The 16,678-nt window shown below is 56.6% G+C and carries 15 protein-coding genes; 7 read left to right on the top strand and 8 right to left on the bottom strand.

Annotated elements, in window-relative coordinates:
- Positions 1 to 130 precede the first annotated feature (130 nt).
- The 4 genes from HH1059_RS12455 to HH1059_RS12440 all read left to right on the top strand — a co-directional run bounded on the left by HH1059_RS12455 (position 131) and on the right by HH1059_RS12440 (position 4,760).
- Complete coding sequence (locus HH1059_RS12455; RefSeq protein ID WP_096406587.1) at positions 131 to 1,126, top strand: YhdH/YhfP family quinone oxidoreductase; 996 nt, start codon at positions 131 to 133, stop codon at positions 1,124 to 1,126.
- 44 nt (positions 1,127 to 1,170) lie between these two features.
- Complete coding sequence (gene prpB / locus HH1059_RS12450) at positions 1,171 to 2,052, top strand: methylisocitrate lyase (protein ID WP_096406584.1); 882 nt, start codon at positions 1,171 to 1,173, stop codon at positions 2,050 to 2,052.
- 84 nt (positions 2,053 to 2,136) lie between these two features.
- Positions 2,137 to 3,261 carry a bifunctional 2-methylcitrate synthase/citrate synthase gene (prpC, locus tag HH1059_RS12445; RefSeq protein WP_096406582.1) on the top strand — a complete coding sequence of 375 codons (1,125 nt, stop codon included), beginning with the start codon at positions 2,137 to 2,139 and terminating at the stop codon, positions 3,259 to 3,261.
- 53 nt (positions 3,262 to 3,314) lie between these two features.
- Positions 3,315 to 4,760: a bifunctional 2-methylcitrate dehydratase/aconitate hydratase gene (locus tag HH1059_RS12440; protein WP_096406579.1), complete on the top strand. Its 1,446-nt coding sequence runs from the start codon at positions 3,315 to 3,317 to the stop codon at positions 4,758 to 4,760.
- Positions 4,761 to 4,867: 107 nt separating this feature from the next.
- Here HH1059_RS12440 and HH1059_RS12435 read toward each other — a convergent pair whose 3' ends face one another.
- The 4 genes from HH1059_RS12435 to HH1059_RS12420 all read right to left on the bottom strand — a co-directional run bounded on the left by HH1059_RS12435 (position 4,868) and on the right by HH1059_RS12420 (position 9,256).
- On the bottom strand, positions 4,868 to 5,518 hold the full coding sequence (locus tag HH1059_RS12435) for an SDR family oxidoreductase (protein WP_096406577.1): 651 nt from the start codon (positions 5,516 to 5,518) through the stop codon (positions 4,868 to 4,870).
- A 220-nt stretch (positions 5,519 to 5,738) separates the two neighbouring features.
- Positions 5,739 to 7,394, bottom strand: coding sequence for an ABC-ATPase domain-containing protein (locus tag HH1059_RS12430; RefSeq protein ID WP_096406575.1), 1,656 nt, complete (start codon positions 7,392 to 7,394; stop codon positions 5,739 to 5,741).
- Between the two features lie 101 nt (positions 7,395 to 7,495).
- Positions 7,496 to 7,690 (bottom strand): YgaP family membrane protein, encoded by a 195-nt coding sequence (locus HH1059_RS12425; protein ID WP_096406572.1) that lies wholly within the window; start codon positions 7,688 to 7,690, stop codon positions 7,496 to 7,498.
- Between the two features lie 18 nt (positions 7,691 to 7,708).
- Positions 7,709 to 9,256: a DUF4139 domain-containing protein gene (locus HH1059_RS12420; RefSeq protein ID WP_096406569.1), complete on the bottom strand. Its 1,548-nt coding sequence runs from the start codon at positions 9,254 to 9,256 to the stop codon at positions 7,709 to 7,711.
- A 109-nt stretch (positions 9,257 to 9,365) separates the two neighbouring features.
- Here HH1059_RS12420 and HH1059_RS12415 point away from each other — a divergent pair, with 109 nt between their 5' ends.
- Positions 9,366 to 11,450 (top strand): TonB-dependent receptor family protein, encoded by a 2,085-nt coding sequence (locus HH1059_RS12415; RefSeq protein WP_162549548.1) that lies wholly within the window; start codon positions 9,366 to 9,368, stop codon positions 11,448 to 11,450.
- 32 nt (positions 11,451 to 11,482) lie between these two features.
- On the opposite strand, the gene HH1059_RS12410 is transcribed toward HH1059_RS12415, so the two are convergent.
- Both HH1059_RS12410 and hemE read right to left on the bottom strand, forming a co-directional pair.
- Positions 11,483 to 11,953, bottom strand: a complete 471-nt coding sequence (locus HH1059_RS12410; RefSeq protein ID WP_096406564.1) for an NUDIX domain-containing protein — start codon at positions 11,951 to 11,953, stop codon at positions 11,483 to 11,485.
- Positions 11,922 to 13,016, bottom strand: a complete 1,095-nt coding sequence (gene hemE / locus HH1059_RS12405) for a uroporphyrinogen decarboxylase (protein ID WP_096406562.1) — start codon at positions 13,014 to 13,016, stop codon at positions 11,922 to 11,924. Before hemE ends, HH1059_RS12410 begins: the two co-directional genes overlap by 32 nt.
- A gap of 154 nt (positions 13,017 to 13,170) precedes the next feature.
- Between hemE and HH1059_RS12400 the strand changes: the two genes are divergently transcribed.
- Together HH1059_RS12400 and aroE are read left to right on the top strand one after the other, a co-directional pair.
- Entirely contained in the window at positions 13,171 to 13,608 is a 438-nt protein-coding gene (locus tag HH1059_RS12400; RefSeq protein ID WP_096406559.1) for a MaoC family dehydratase, read from the top strand.
- Positions 13,609 to 13,826: 218 nt separating this feature from the next.
- On the top strand, positions 13,827 to 14,633 hold the full coding sequence (aroE, locus tag HH1059_RS12395; RefSeq protein ID WP_096406556.1) for a shikimate dehydrogenase: 807 nt from the start codon (positions 13,827 to 13,829) through the stop codon (positions 14,631 to 14,633).
- Positions 14,634 to 14,749: 116 nt separating this feature from the next.
- On the opposite strand, the gene HH1059_RS12390 is transcribed toward aroE, so the two are convergent.
- Complete coding sequence (locus HH1059_RS12390) at positions 14,750 to 16,000, bottom strand: inorganic phosphate transporter (RefSeq protein WP_096406554.1); 1,251 nt, start codon at positions 15,998 to 16,000, stop codon at positions 14,750 to 14,752.
- Positions 16,001 to 16,003: 3 nt separating this feature from the next.
- Positions 16,004 to 16,678, bottom strand: coding sequence for a TIGR00153 family protein (locus tag HH1059_RS12385; RefSeq protein WP_096406551.1), 675 nt, complete (start codon positions 16,676 to 16,678; stop codon positions 16,004 to 16,006).

Raw genomic sequence — 16,678 nt, 5'->3', positions numbered from 1 at the left:
ACAATAATTAAGGCTGTTCTTGTATTGCTTAATATAATGCTAGCCAGGCATATAAGGTGTTGATATAGAAAAGATTTGGGACCTTTCATTAGGCTGGTGTAAACTCGCGTTCAAGCTAGGAGTAGGTGAAATGAATTCTTTTAAAGCGTGGCGAATACCATATCAGGGCGGTGAGGCAGAAGGCGGCGTAAATACCTTGCAAGCCGGTGACTTGCCTGAGGGTGATGTGCTCATCAAGGCCGCCTATTCAGGCCTCAATTACAAAGATGCCCTGGCCGTTACCGGCAAGGGCAAAATTGCTCGCCAGTTCCCCCTGACGCCTGGGATAGACGTGGCCGGCGAGGTTGTGTCAGATCGCTGTGGCCAGTTTTCGCCGGGAGATAAGGTGCTGGTAACCGGCTGTGGCATGGGCGAGGTTCATGACGGCGGATTTGCCGAATATGTACAAGTCCCCGCTGATTGGGTGGTGCCGCTGCCAAGTGCATATACCCCTCGTCAGGCTATGGCGCTGGGCACAGCCGGCTTTACCGTGGCACTGGCATTGATCCGCATGGAAGCGGCGGGGCAGAGACCTGAGCGGGGCGATGTGGTGGTTACCGGAGCCTCTGGTGGGGTAGGTAGCCTGGCGGTCGACCTTTTCAGTAGCGCCGGTTACAACGTGCTCGCTGTCTCAGGTAAACCTGATGCAGGCGATTATCTGCGTAAACTTGGGGCGAGTGAGGTGGTAACCCCGGATGCCCTTGAGCTTGGCAGCCGCCCCTTGGATAAGGCGCGTTTTGCCGGAGTGGTAGATACTGTCGGTGGCGAACTGCTTTCCGGTTTACTGGCTCACGTCCAGGAGTATGGCAATGTCGCGGCTATAGGCCTTGCCGGTGGGATCAAACTTGAGACCACCGTGATGCCCTTTATTCTCCGTGGAGTAAGCTTAATCGGTGTGAGTACCCCGAATTGTCCGCGTGAGCAGCTTATGGAGTCATGGCGACGGCTCGGCGATGATCTGCGCCCGAGTGACCCGGAGGCGATAATCAGTTCGGAGATCGGTTTGGACGGGCTGCGTGTGGCATCCCAAGAGCTGCTTGAGCGCAAGGTGCGTGGCCGAATCTTGGTGCACGTTAGCGACGAGTAAACTAGTTATTAAGCTATGGTTTTATTTACAGCGAGGAGTGCGTAATGAGTCAAAAAGCTACTGCCGGACAGCGGTTTCGCGAGGCGGTCGAAGCGGAGCGTCCGCTGCAGGTTGTAGGCACAATCAATGCCTATTCGGCCTTGCTCGCTGAGCGTGCTGGTTTTCAGGCTCTTTATGTTTCGGGGGCAGGGGTTGCGAATGCCTCTTACGGGCTGCCCGATTTAGGCATTACCCAGCTCCCGGATGTGGTCGAAGATGTTCGGCGAATAACCGATGTCACTGAAGTGCCGGTGCTGGTAGATATCGATACCGGCTTTGGCGGCGCCTTCTCGGTAGCACGTACCATCCGCGAGCTTACTCGGGCTGGAGCCGGCGCGGTACACATTGAGGATCAGGTCCAGACTAAGCGCTGTGGTCACCGCCCGGGCAAGGAGTTGGTCTCTACTGCGGAGATGGTTGATCGTCTCAAAGCGGCAATTGATGGGCGCACTGATGAGAGTCTGGTGATCATGGCGCGAACCGATGCGCGGGCCTCAGAGGGGTTAGAGGCAGCGATTGAGAGGGCTGAGGCTTATGTTGAGGCTGGGGCCGATATGGTCTTTGCGGAGGCCATGCACACCATTGAAGATGTCCAAGCCTTTACGGAGCGTCTCAATGTCCCGGTGCTGGCAAATATCACCGAGTTTGGTAAGACACCATACTTCACCGTGGCCGAGTTGCGTGACGCCGGGGCCGGGCTTGTTCTCTACCCACTTTCGGCCTTCCGTGCTATGAGCCGTGCCGCGGAGTCTGTCTACTCGGCGATCCGCCGGGATGGTACGCAGCAGAATGTTATTGATCAGATGCAGACCCGGGATGAGTTGTACGAAGTGCTCGGTTATCACGATTATGAACGTAAACTAGATGAACTGTTCGGGAATCGCTAATAGTAGTTTTTTTTAAGTAGTGCAGACCTGGTTTTACATTGCAATGCCCGTGCTGATGCGGGCCGCAAACGGAGGAAAGCAAAGATGACCGAAAAGAAAGTTGGCGGTGCCGGCCTGCGGGGCCAGTCGGCCGGTGAGACTGCTCTGTGCACGGTCGGTCAAGAAGGCACGGGGCTAACCTATCGTGGCTACGATGTCCGTGATTTGGCGGAGAAGTGCCAATTCGAAGAGGTTGCCTATCTGCTGCTGTATGGCGAGTTGCCTAATCGTACTCAGCTCGATGAGTACAAAAAGCGCCTGATGAGTAAGCGTGAATTACCGCAGCCGGTAAAGAGTGTCCTGGAACAGATCCCGCGCGATGCTCATCCCATGGATGTCATGCGTACCGGCTGCTCAATGCTTGGCACGCTTGAGACAGAAGAGGACTTTTCTGAGCAGATGGAGGTCGCAGACCGACTGCTTGCCGTCTTCCCGTCGATAATTACCTATTGGTATCGCTACAGCCATGATGGTGTGCGCATTGATACGGCAACAGATGACGATTCTATAGGTGGCCACTTTCTGCACCTGTTGCGCGGCGAGAAGCCGAACGAGTTGCATGAGAATGTAATGCATATCTCGTTGATCCTCTACGCTGAGCACGAGTTCAATGCCTCGACATTTAACGCTAGGGTTTGTGCCTCAACACTGTCAGACATGCATTCGGCGATAACGGGCGCTATTGGCACCTTGCGCGGGCCACTTCATGGGGGTGCTAACGAGGCGGCTATGGCGATGCTTGAGCAGTGGTCAAGCCCGGAGGAGGCGCGGCGTGAGCTCAAGGCTATGCTGGATCGCAAGGAAAAGGTCATGGGCTTCGGGCACGCTGTCTACCGTGAAGTTGACCCACGCAATGCGGTGATTAAGGAATGGTCACGGAGTCTGGCCAAGGAAGTCGGTGACGATACTCTGTTCCCGGTCTCCGAGGCCGTAGAGCAGATGATGTGGGATGAGAAGAAGCTGTTTGCTAATGCCGATTTCTACCATGCATCGGCATATCGCTTCATGGGTATCCCGACTAAGCTGTTTACACCGATATTCGTCATGTCACGGCATAGTGGTTGGGCAGCACACGTAATGGAGCAGCGGGCCAAGAATCGGATCATCCGGCCAAGCGCAGACTATACTGGTTATGAATTGCGTGAGGTGCCACCGATCGATCAACGCTAGTTTGACTGTTGCAAGTAAGAAATAGGTTAAGTTGAGTAAATCTGGAGATGTAAATGGGAAGTAATATTCGTGATGCCAAGCGGCCGGACCCGGATCAGGAGTTGGTGGCAATCGCCGACTATGTAGCCGATAAGGCTATTGAGTCGGCTGAGGCCTATGAGACTGCGCGTTATTGCCTGATGGACAGCCTCGCCTGCGCCATGATGGCGCTTGATTATCCAGCCTGTACTAAGCTGCTAGGTCCGGTCGTGCCGGGGGCTGAGATGCGCGATGGGGTGGTGGTTCCGGGCACCGCCTATCGTCTCGACCCGGTTATGGGCGCCTTCAATATTGGGGCCATGATCCGCTGGTTGGATTTCAATGATACCTGGTTGGCAGCTGAGTGGGGTCACCCCTCGGATAACCTTGGTGGCATCTTGGCCGCGGCCGATTATGAGAGCCGCCGGCGCTTAGCATTGGGCAAGCAGCCGTTGACTATGCGCGATGTGTTGACAGCGGCGATTAAGGCCCACGAGATCCAAGGTGTTTTGGCGCTGGAGAATAGCTTCAACCGCGTTGGCCTCGATCACGTGCTCCTAGTCAGATTGGCAACCACCGCGGTGACCACCCATTTGCTCGGCGGTTCGCGCGAGGATGTCATCAATGCTGTGTCTAATGCCTGGATAGATGGTGGGGCCCTGCGTACCTATCGGCATGCGCCTAATACCGGCTCACGTAAGAGCTGGGCGGCTGGTGATGCCTCGGCCCGTGGCGTACGCCTGGCGCTGATGAGCCAAACTGGCGAGATGGGCTACCCCTCGGCGCTCAGTGCTAAGGGCTGGGGTTTCCAAGATGTGCTGTTCAAGGGTGAGCAGATCAAGCGCTCGCAGGATTACGCCAGCTATGTCATGGAACACGTCTTGTTTAAGATCTCCTTCCCTGCCGAGTTCCACGCCCAGACGGCGGTTGAGGCGGCGATGGCGCTGCACGAGCAAGTTGCGCCGAAGCTTGATCAGATAGATAAGATTGTTATTGAAACTCAAGAAGCCGGGGTGCGGATAATCGATAAGACCGGTCCGCTCGACAATCCAGCTGACCGGGATCACTGCATCCAGTACATGGTAGCTATACCCCTCATCTTCGGCCGTTTGACCGCTGCCGACTATGAAGATGCTGTGGCTGTCGACCCGCGCATTGATCAGCTGCGCGACAAGATGGAGGTCACTGAGAATAAGGATTTCTCGCGTGACTACATGGATCCGGAAAAGCGCTCAATCGGTAACGCTGTGCAGGTCCATTTCAAAGATGGATCGGCTACCGACCGCATAGCCGTTGAGTATCCGATCGGCCACCGTCGCCGGCGCGATGAGGGCATTCCGGTGCTTAAGGATAAATTCCATGCCGCCCTTGCCGATCGTTTTGCGCCGCGCCAGGCTGGCGCGATTGCTGAAGCAGTTGCTGAGCAGGAGGCGCTAGAGCGGATGCCGGTCCATGAGTTTATGGATCTGTGGCGCATGTAGGCAGCTGCTAAGTGATGCTGCCTTGAGCCACTTATCCCACAGCTAGGGCAGTATCGGCTCGGCAAGGCCCCCGGTCTGATCGGCGCGCGATCTGAGCGGGGGCTTTTTTACTCTGCGCTCTGGGTAAGTTCGCGGATTGCTTGCTTTATGGGTGTCTCACCGGTGACTGCGTCGAGTATGCGCCGACTACTGGCTGGAACATCGATCAGCGCGCCGAGTAGAGCAGCCACATCAGACCGGGGTATCTCACCATAGTCGAGATCTTCGCCGAATTTGATACGCCCTTTGCCGGGTGTATCGAGCAGCCTCCCTGGGCGAACTATAGTCCAATCCAAAGAGCTGTTGCGTAGATGCTCATCCGCCTCGCGTTTTGCATCAAGATAGTAGCGTAACTTTTCGGGCGCTTGTTCTGGGCACTCTGTGCGCATGGCGGAAACCATGATAAAACGCCTTACCCCGGCATCTTCAGCGGCGCTGATGATACGCTTAGCGCCCCGGCGGTCGACACTGTCAGTCTTATCAGCCCCAGTAAGGGGGCCTGATCCTGCGGTAAATATTACCCCCTCTACTCCGCGTACGGCTTCACGGCAATCTCTTTCTAGGTCGGCAACTACTGTCTCAGATGCCCCGCGGGCCGCTAAGGCAGGCTGTTGATCAGGGTAGCGGACCATGGCGCGAACCTCGTGGCGACTAGGTGCGAGCCTCTCTACCAGCAGGCTGCCGATTTGGCCGTGGGCACCAACTACTAGAATATGCATTGATTGTTTGTCCTTGCCTGTCTATGGGATCTGCTAGAGGGCCTCTCGAAAAGCTTCCCCTGGGCCAATTGGTTGTTCCGATGTGGGGCTCTTGGCGCCAGGGATGGCGCCATGAAGCCTCCAGGGAGGGGTTCGGCGTCCTACACATCGGAACAACCAATTGGCCCAGGGGAAGTTTTTCGATTCTCCTCCAAATCTCATTCGTTAGCAGTTGCTAGATCTAGTCCTCGATAAATTGCGCGTTGCGCAGTCGGTTCAATGCCGCCATAACTTCTATACTACGGGGCCGGGCCAAGTCTCCTTCAGGTCTTGCGGATAGCTCTTCCCAGCTACGCTCCAATTCGTCTGCTAACCACTGAGGTGGTTGTTCGAGTTTTTGGTTGATACCGGCCATGCGGGCGAGGATAAGCCCTATTGCCCGCACCTGTGCGGGGTCAGCTATCTGCTCCACCGACCGCAAATCGATAGTCTCTTTGCCAAACACCAAGGCATCACGCCCACGCGCCTGTATCTTCTGCTTGCCCGGTTTAGTTTCTGGCTGCAGGGAGCGGCAATCGAGGCGGCGCGTAGCTGATCGCCACAATGGTTCGACCGCCTCTGAGTCCCTGCCAGTGCGGTACTGTTGCGCTATCTCTTGGGCTCGCTTGGTTACATCGAGTGGCGAGTAATTGTGCATCTGGATTACTGTGTCGGCGAGGTCGAGGTAGTCACCCGAGCCGCCCATGACCAGCAGAGTAGACGTGCCTAGTTGGTCGCGCAACTCCCGGATCCGGTCGACGAACGGGGTAATCGGCTCCGCCTCCCGTTCGACCAGTGCCTGCATGCGCTTGTCGCGAATCATGAAGTTGGTCGCAGAGGTGTCTTCATCGACAAGCAAGGCATCGGCACCGGCCTCGAGTGATTCCTGGAGGGCGGCGGCTTGGCTAGTGGAGCCGGAAGCTAGCTCAGTAGAAAACGAGCTGGTCGATTTGCTGAATGGTAACTCGCGAATATAAGGGGAAAGATCTACCCTGTGGACGGCGCGGCCGTCCTCAGCCCGAACCTTGGTGGCGCTCTCCAGGGCAACGACGCGCTCACGTCCGTCGCCTGGCAAGTGATCATATATGCCCAGTTCGATAGCGTTGAGCAGTGTCGATTTGCCGTGAAAACCTCCCCCTACAATCAGGGTGATGCCCTGCGGTATGCCCATCCCCGTTACTTCACCTGCGTTCGGGGTGTTGAGCGAGACACGGAGTGATTCTGGACTTGTGAACGGGATCGCATCACTTAAGGGGCGATCGTCGATGCCGGAGCGACGCGGCAGAGTCGCTCCGTCGCCAATGAATGCCACTAATCCCCTTTTTTTAAGGTCAGCACGCAATGCAGCCTGGTCTTCTACCGCGGCGCAGTGTCTCTCCAGGTCAGACAAATCAAGCTTATCGGCATTGGTTGCATGATGGACGATTTTAGGCAAACGGCTGCACAGGATATCCGCAGCCTGGCGGCCGAGTATAGTGCGCCCGCGAGCCGGCAGGTGAACAGTAAAACGCAGTTCAATGCCGTGCTCGTTGAAGAGAACTGCACTGCGATCGAGAACCGTCTGCGCACCACTGTCAATATTTATCGCCTCGCTGGCAGCGCTTGCTCGAGCGAAGCTGCGGGCAAGGTAGTCGCGCGTAGCGCGTTGCCGTGCCGCGCTGGCTTGTGATTCTGGGGGCAATGCAGCCCGCTGCCAGGGGACAAAGGCCCGTAGCCGAGAAGGCTTGGCGTAGGGATCGGCTTGAACCTTATCTATCTGGAGCTCAAAACCGGTGAACTGGTGTTTGCCCTGAATATCGCGGTAGGCCTTGTAGCCTTTTCCATCAATACGCTGTAGGGTCTTTCTTAACTCTTCCATAACCGTACATCTTAGCTGGATATGCGAGGGGGGAGTGTGAGCATTTGGCTGAGCGGCTGACCGTCCCTGGTCTGGCTTCTAGTGGGCGGGTTTTGCAGCCGTTATTTGCCGCTGCAAGTGTTGAATCCTAGAGGGATATACGCAGGACAGTTGCCTACGATAGCGGTAGCGAGGGGGATCAGGCCTATCCAGCCCCAAGCACTTTGGGGGCCGACAAAAAAGAGACTGATTAGCAAAATTCCCACTACTGCTCGTGCCGCACGATCGATCATGCCGAGGTTCTGTTTAAGTTCCATCATGCTCCCCTAATGTCTCTACTTATGGTTGATCCGGGCACGGTAATTTATCGTTTTTTGCTCACCCTCGCCAAGCTCTATCTGCCATATTGCGGTATTAGCGGTCTCAAGTTCTGTCTCGTGCGATGATTCCAGGATTTCCCACTCAGCTGGCAGATCACTGGGGATCTGCTCTTTAAGGGTAACCTCTTTGCGCTCGCTAGCATTATTATTGACCACAATTTCCCACTCTATCTCATCAGTCGCTGCGTCAATGGGTCTGTCGTAGGGGTGTGCCAGGTTCCGTGTTGCAGTAACATCCTCGCTGCTGCCAACCGGTATGCTGACCTCTTCGCCGCTAGCGGTATCTGGAAGCTTGCTCCTTTGTCTGAACTGCAAATCGGGAGCTGTGTAAATATCTGCTAAGCCCGATGGCAGATTTTGCTCGGCGGTCCAGTTAACGATCTTGATGGCTTTAATCTCTAGGCCAGACTGTTGGTTGGCGGCGGCATTGCCATGCAGTTGGTAGGAGGTATTGCCATCGTCTACCACAAAGCTGTCTAGCTTTAGATTATAAGAGCGCCCAGCAAGTAGCTTCTGACCGTCATCAAGGGAATAGGCTCGTCCGTCACCTGCCGCTTCACCGGTCAGCCCGCTTGGCTTGGTTGTTGGTTGGCTGGATAGGTTGCTACTTGCTGCTGCCGAAGTTGGGTTGGCGGCGCTCACAAAGGTCAGATCAACGGCGCGAAAATCCATTTCTGTTTGATTTTCGACCCTCGCTAAAGCCTTGACCCGCAACTGATCATCCTCGGTCGATCTAATGATTTGATAGTGCGGCTGCCACTCAAGACCGCCGCTCAGATAGCTTATGGTGACAGGTTTGGAGCCACCGCGCTGACTGTCCAAGTCGAGTTCTACTGTTGGACTGCCGTGAAGTTCAGCAGATGGCTGGGGGAAGGCTATTTTTATGCCGGCTTGGCGAGGAATGGTCTTAGCGCGTTCGGCTAACACCACAATTAGGTAATCGGTGTCGAAACCTAAGAGCTGTGCCTGTTGCCAATCTTTATCGCTTGCGCTGCTGTCTGGCTTGATATAAATACTGTTGCCGGTATGGGCCCTAAGCAAACGCTCCTTAGAGAGATCGCCGCTGGTGTATGAAGAGCCTATGAGGGCGGGGTCATGATCTGAGGCTATCCGCACTGACGAGATGTCTATTTCTCTGGGGATGTTTTGCACAACCAAGCGCGCCCTGCCGTCCGGCAGGCCGATTTCACGCTTTTCGCTTATTACCGCTGGCCCCTGGAGGTAGACTTTTGCCGATCGAGCGCGCAGCGTATGGCGGTCACTTATCACCTCGCCTACGCCGGCTGGAAGCTCACGGGCTTCAAAGGGACTGTCATCAAATTCAGCTGGAGCTGTCTCGACCCCGTTAGCATCGTCCTGTCCGTTTGCTTGTTCAGATTGAGCTGGAGCAGCTTGTGGTTCAGCTGAGGTGTTATCATCGCCAAAGGCGGTAGCCGCCAGGGCGTAGCACAAAATAAAAGTGGCCAGGGAGCGAGAGAGGATGTTTTTCATGTGCCGAGGCATTGGCGTACCTGCTAGTTTCGGGCCTGTTGCCCAGAATAATCCTTTTGTCGCCTCAGTGGCTAGGAGACGGAGGTTAACTAGTTCACTCTTAGCGCCATGGTGTCTACTGTTGGGGTGGAGTTGCACTGCAACAGCGGTCGCTCAGCAGGAGGAGCGAGAGCAACAGGTCGAATTGCCGCCGGTTACTACTACCGTGGCGCGGTTGAGCTCAGATCTAGAGGATTATCCGGCAGCTGGTTCTACTGTAGGACGTGAGGCCTTCGCTACGGGGCGCGGCTTGGCTCTCGATCAAGGCCTTGATCGTGTTCCCGGGGTTCACACGCAAAATCGCTATAACTTCGCTCAGGATCTGCGCCTATCTGTGCGCGGGTTTGGGGCGCGCTCGCCGTTCGGTATCCGGGGTATCAGGGTGCTGGTCGATGGCATACCGGCAACTGCAACCGATGGCCAAAGTCAGCTCGACGCGATCGATCCGGTATTTGTCGAGCAGCTAGAAGTGCTCCGTGGCCCCTCCTCGGCGCTCTACGGTAACGCCTCCGGGGGGGTATTTCGCTTTACCACTATAGAGCCTCCGGAGGAGGGGCAATTCGTCTCTGGTCAAGTGCTGCTCGGCAGTCACCGCGAGCGTGCTCAGCGCCTCTGGGGTGGGCGCGTGGATGGGGATTGGCGCAGTTCAGTTACCGCTTCGAACGTCTCCCTTGACGGCTATCGTGAACACGCCGAGGCAACCCGGCAGCGGTTAGGGATTAAGGTTGATCGCCGGCTGGATAACGGTGCCCAACTGCGCTTGCTCGGCAACATTATGGATGCCCCGGAGGCGCGTGATCCGGGCGGATTGAGACGCGATCAGGTACGCGATGATCGCCAGCAGGCTGGTGATGATGCAAAAAAGTATGATGCCGGCGAGGAGATTGAGCAGCAGTCGCTGGCCTTGATTCTCAGTTCGCAGCCTAGTGCTGGGGAACTCTGGGAGGGACAGGCATTCCTCCAGCGCCGCGATTTCTATCGTCGTTCGCCTTTTGATGCAGTCGGGGGTGGCTCGGTAGGTGGGATAATAACCTATGAACGCTATTTTGGCGGCATAGGCGGGCGGCATGTCCGCCAAACCGAATTCGCCGGCCGACCCCTGGAGATATCTTTAGGCACCGAGGCCGAGTGGCAGTATGACGATCGCCAGCGCTATAGAAATGAGCAAGGGGATCGGGGCGATCAGACCCACGATCAGCTTGAGCAGGCGCAGATGGTTGCCGGCTACGCCCAGGCCGAGTGGCAACCGGCTGAACGTTGGCGCCTGGTCGGCGGTAGCCGTCTCGACTGGCTGCAAATGAGTATAAGGGATCGCATGAATGGCTCGGGGACAGATCGCGAGCGCTACACCGAGCCGAGTTATCTGCTCGGTGCCAGTTACGCCTTGACCGAGGGACATCAGCTCTATACTAACGCCTCTACGGCCTTCGAGACCGCGACTCTGTGGGAGATGTGGGACCAGGAAGAGGGCGGTATTGACAGCGAACTCAGTGCCCAGGAAGCGCGCTCCTATGAGCTTGGTGTCCGCGGTGGCTTTGGTGAGCGCCTCAGATACGATCTGAGCCTCTTTCAGGTAACGGTTGAAAACGAGTTAGTGCCGCAGGGCGAGTCGCCCGAGATATACGAGAATGCGGGGGAAACCCGCCGCCGCGGGATAGAGCTAGGGATTGAGGCGCGCCCGCATGAGCGGTTGGAGATCACCAGTGCGCTGGCAGTGGGGGAGTTTATCTTTCGTGACTTTGAGGCTCCTGGGATTGATTGGGAGGATGAGGATGAGGATGATTTGAAAAAGGAGCAGGTCAGTGGCAACAACATCCCCGGCATCCCGCGTGCCCACGGCTACCTTGAGGTGGTTTGGCACGGTGCCCACGACTGGCGCTACGCTGCCAATATACGCGCTGCCGATAAGATCTACGCCGATGACAGAAACACCCAAAGCTCGTCAGCCCATGCCGAGGTCGGCCTGCATGTCTCAAGGCTGTATGTAACCGATGAATATGAGGCAGAGCCGTTTGTCGGTATAAACAACCTGCTGGACGAGGAATATAACGCCAACATCAAGATAAACGCCGCCTCACCTAGTGATGGCAGCCTTGATGACGGCGCCTACTACGAGCCAGCGCCAGAGCGAACCTTCTATGCGGGGATAACCGTCAGAGGCTTTTAGAGCAGCGGCAGGGCGAAGCGTTGCGTAGCCCTTTAATCCGCGCGCAGCTGCTCGGTGCGCAACAGCTGCTCCGCCCACTCGAGTACTTCTTGTACCCGCGGTGAGGCGAGGTCGAAGGCTTCGGCGGCACTAACCCAGCGGTGTTCGTGGTGTTCAGGGCGACCCAGCTCAGGGTTGACGCCTAGCACCACCCGCTGAGTGGCAGTGCGGCCGATGTAGTAGCGAGCCACTTTGCCCTGGGCGTAGGGGCCGGTTTCAAAGAATTCATAACCCCAACAGAATTCCAGGTCGGTTATGCCCGCCTCCTCTTGTACCTCGCGGCAGGCCGCATCTAGGGGTTCTTCCCCGGGTTCGACTTTGCCTTTAGGAAAGTCCCAGTATTGGAAGGCCCTTAACATCAAATAGAGACGCTCCCCCTCAGCGAAACGTACCGGAATCACGCCCGCCGAGAGGGTACGCCTCTTGGCACGCTTACGCCTTTGGCGAAGCCGCCTGGTTGCCATGGTATTGGGGAGAAAACTCGTGTACAGCATCAACCATAGCAGCTACATTTTCCGGCGGCGTCTCCGGTTGTATGCCGTGCCCCAGGTTGAAGATATGACCTGGGCCGTGGCCAAACTCTGCCAGGCAGCGCGCTACCTCCTGGCGGATAAATTCAGGATTGGCGTGCAGCATACACGGATCGATATTGCCTTGGAGTGCTACTTTGTGGCCGATCCGCTGGCGGGCATCGGCCATGGAGGTCGTCCAGTCAAGGCCGACGGCATCCGCACCACACTCGGCGATCTCCTCTAGCCACTGGCCGCCGCCCTTGGTAAATACTGTTACCGGTACCCGGCGACCTTCGGCCTCGCGCGGCAGGGACTCGATGATCCTGCTCATATAGGCTAACGAGAAGTCACGATAGCGCTCAGGATCCAGGGCCCCGCCCCAGGTATCAAAGATCATCAGTGCTTGGGCGCCGGCCTCTACCTGACCGGTAAGATAGTCAGCTACCGCGTCAGCGAGCTTGGTTAGCAAGCGGTGTGCGGCCTGAGGTTGATCGTAGACTAGGGTCTTGCTCGCAGCGAAGGTCTTGCTTGATCCGCCCTCTACCATATACGTAGCCAGGGTCCACGGGCTGCCGGTAAAGCCGATAAGCGGTACGCGCCCGGCGAGTTCCTGGCGGCAAGCCTGGACCGCATCCATGACGTAACGCAGCTCCTTCTGCGCGCTAGGTTGGGGGAGGGCATCGATGTCCGCATTGCTCTGGATGCGCCGCTCAAAGACCGGGCCTTCACCGGTCACGAAGGAGAGCCCCAGCCCCATCGCGTCGGGAACAGTTAAAATGTCAGAAAACAGGATTGCAGCATCGAGGTCATATCGCTCGAGGGGCTGCAGGGTGACTCGAGCCGCCAGCTCGGGACTGCGGCACAGGCCCATGAAGCTACCCGCCTGGCTGCGCACCTCGCGATACTCGGGCAGATAACGCCCGGCCTGGCGCATCATCCATAGTGGTGTACGGTCTACTTCCTGGCGTTGGAAAGCGCGAAGGATTCGATCATTTTTGAGCTCGTGGCTACTCAATTCTTTGACTCCTATGCTTGAAGGTAGTCGAGGGTTCTTGGTTAGGTGGCCAAAACAGCTCGCTAGTATAGACAGGGTGATGTCAACGGCGCAATTTGCCAAGATATTTTGCAAAATATTTTTTCACAACTACTAAAAAGGTAAGGAGAGTTGCATGCCTCATGAGTTGCAAGGCTACTGCATCGAGGACCTGGAGCCAGGGATGACAGCTTCGTATACGCGAACTGTGACAGAGGCCGATTTGGTGCTGTTTGCTGGCTTATCGGGGGATAACAACCCGGTGCATATAAATGAAGAGTTTGCGTCAACCACCTTTGCTAAGGGGCGTATCGCACACGGGATCTTTCTCGGCGGGTTAATCTCCTGCGTATTAGGCACTCGCATGCCAGGTCCGGGAGCAATCTACCTGGGTCAGGAACTGCGCTTTCGAGCGCCGGTACGCATCGGTGATACAGTGAAGGCGCAAGCGTGTGTTGAAGAGATTGATGAAGGGTCGCGCCAAGTCGTATTAGATACCACCTGCTATGTGCGCAATAGAGTTGTTGTAACTGGCCAGGCGCGCGTTCTGGTGGGCTCGCGCGAGGACGACTAGGTAGTTCCCCAAAGGGAGCCTCTAAAACTACCCCCGGAGCCACTCAACTGCCCCGGTGTGGAGGACGCCGTGAATCCATCCCTGGAGGTCTTGGCGCCATCCCTGGCGCCAAGACCTCCACACCGGGGCAGTTGAGTGGCTCCGGGGTTAGAGGTTCCTAGAGACGATAGGCACTTAATACGGCCGGTTTTTATAGGTGCCCCAAAGGAGGAGCAAAATTGCAAGGTCACTACGCAGTCGTTGGTAACCCAATAGAACACAGTAAGTCGCCGCAGATTCATGCCATGTTTGCCGAACAGACCGGAGAGCAGCTCAGTTATGGCCGGCTGTGGGCGCCACAAGATAATTTTGCAGCTGTCGTTAGGGCCTTCTTTTGTGGCGGAGGACTCGGGCTGAATGTGACCGTCCCCTTTAAAGAGGAAGCTTGGCAGTTTGCCAACAAATTAAGCGAGCGAGCCCGCGTGGCTGAAGCGGTTAATACCTTGCGGTTAGATGATGATGGCTTGATTTGGGGCGATAACACTGATGGTGTTGGCCTCTATCGCGATCTGCACGATAATCTCGGCATCGCTATAGAGGCACAGCGGGTGTTGATACTGGGTGCCGGTGGTGCGGCGCGAGGAGTACTGGCGGATATACTCGCTGGCGAGCCTAGCGAAGTAGTTATAGCTAATCGCACTGCGCAGCGGGCGGATGAGTTGGCGCAGCGTTTTGTCGGGGTTAAGGCGTGTGGTCTGGATAATATCCTTGGGCAGCAATTTGACTTGATTATCAACACCACCGCGGCCGGCTTACAGGGAAGTATGCCTGCCCTGGCCGATGGTTTACTGCGCCACGGCGGAGCCTGTTATGACCTGGTCTATAGCGACACGGATACCCCTTTTATGGAATGGGCGCGTCGCCACCATGCGGGCCAGGTCGCTGATGGCTTGGGGATGTTGGTTGAGCAGGCTGCCGAGTCATTCTTCCTCTGGCGCGGAGTAAGGCCGGATACTCAGCCGGTAATCGACGCCTTGCGGGGTTAATTGGCAGTATTAACAGGCCCTCTACAGTGCGAGGTTATGCTCCAATCCATTGGGCTGCTAGGGGCCCGTTGAGGGTTTTGGGGTGAGCCGTGGAGGGCATCCCTAGCCCAAATCCTCTAGCCCAATGTCCAGGAGAAGAGATAGAAGAACAGTATCGCTAGTATTGCCCCTGCTGGCAGGGTAACCAGCCACGACATAAAGACCGTGCCAACAACGCGCAGATCTATGGCGGCCAGGCCGCGCGCGAGGCCAACACCGAGTACTGCGCCGACGAGGGTGTGCGTGGTCGAGATTGGCATTCCTGCCCCGGAGGCCGTCACTACAGTTCCGGCTGTGGCCAAATTACAGGCAAATCCCCGGCTCGGGGTCAGCTGAGTAATGTTGCGGCCAACAGTGGCGATGACGTGTTTGCCGAGCATAAGTAGTCCAACTACTATGCCAAAGGCGCCCATGACAAGGAGCCAGAGTGGCACCGGCGCCTCTGCTTGAATGTCTCCACTGGTGGCAGTTGCAACTACGGCAGCTACCGGCCCTATAGCGTTGGCAACGTCGTTGGAGCCGTGGGCAAAGGCCATCGCGCATGCTGTGACGATCATGAGCACAGCAAATACGCGTTCGACATTGTGATACTGGTAGCGGCGGTGGGATCGTGTGTCGAGTTTAAGCCGATTTATCATGACCTTGCCGAGCAGGGTCATGGCTAAGCCGAAGACAATCGACAGGGCGCATCCTTCCCAAAAGCTAAGTTCTAGGCCGATGTACTGAAGGCCGCGGAGTAGGGTGATGAGTGAGACAAAGAATCCGGTCAGGAAGATATAGTAGGGCACCCATCTTTTGGCGGCTTCGAGGGGGGTGGCCCGATCAAGAACTAGCAGCTGTACCGAGCGGAACAGCAGGAAGCTAACTAGCCCGGCAATAAGCGGCGAAGTCACCCAGCTGGCCGCCACTTGACCTACGGTTGGCCAGTAAATAGCCCCCCAGCCCAGTCCGGCAATACCGAAGCCGACCAGCGCGCCTATGATCGAATGGGTTGTAGAAACGGGCCAGCCACGCCACGATGCGATCAACAACCATACCCCGGCCGCCGCAAGGGCCGCCAGCATGCCAAATATCAGGGTTTGTTCGGCGCCGGCTAACTCTGAGGTTTTGATGATCCCACCGCGCACGGTGCTAGCTACAGCGCCCCCTGCCAGTACGGCACCGGCAAACTCGAAAATCGCTGCAACCACTACTGCTTGACGGATGGTGAGGGCGCGCGAGCCGACCGATGTCGCCATGGCGTTGGCGACATCGTTGGCACCGATACCCCAGGCCATGAATAGGCCGAGGCTGGCAGCCAGGATGATATAGATTGTGGCGTATTCCATCGCTTAGCGGGCTAGCAAGATCTGGAAGCGGGCCCCGGTCTGCTGGGCGCGATCGGCGAGCGAGCCGATCGCTTCGATTATTTGGTAGAGAAACATAACATCAACGGCATAGAGTTCCCTCTCAATCTGGAATAACTCCGAACGCAGCTCTATCTGGCTACGATCAGTCTCAGCCTCAATGTCATCTAGCTTATTCAGTAAGCTTTCGACTAGCTCCAGCTCTGCGCCCCGAAACCCGGTTTCGACAAGATCTTCCAGTTCTCGCACAGCTAACATGGCCTGCCGGGTGGCCTCCATGCCCTGATCAAGCATGCGTAGGGTGGGCTCTACCAATGCTTCAGGCCACTGCATTTGCCGGCCGATCATCAAGCCAGCGATGTCTTTGCTCTTGTTGGCGATACGATCTTGGGCCCGCAGCAGTTCGAGAAAATCGCGGCGATCCCAGGGCATAAAAAGGTCAGGCGGGAGTTGCGAGCGTATCTCTTTTTTGATCCGGTCGGCGCGATGCTCGCGGCTAACGATCTGCCGGTGAGCATCGCGCATGCGTTGGAGTTCGCCCGCAGTAGAGGCGCGGAAGAGTTCGGGCAATACATCTACGCACTCTACTACCTCCTCCATGTGACGTTGGAGAGGCGCGACAGGTGAGGAGCCAAAGATACGGGCGAAATAGTTTTTCAC

Source organism: Halorhodospira halochloris (assembly GCF_002356555.2).
In the GTDB taxonomy this organism is placed as follows: domain Bacteria; phylum Pseudomonadota; class Gammaproteobacteria; order Nitrococcales; family Halorhodospiraceae; genus Halorhodospira; species Halorhodospira halochloris.
This window is presented reverse-complemented; position numbering and strand designations above follow the sequence as displayed.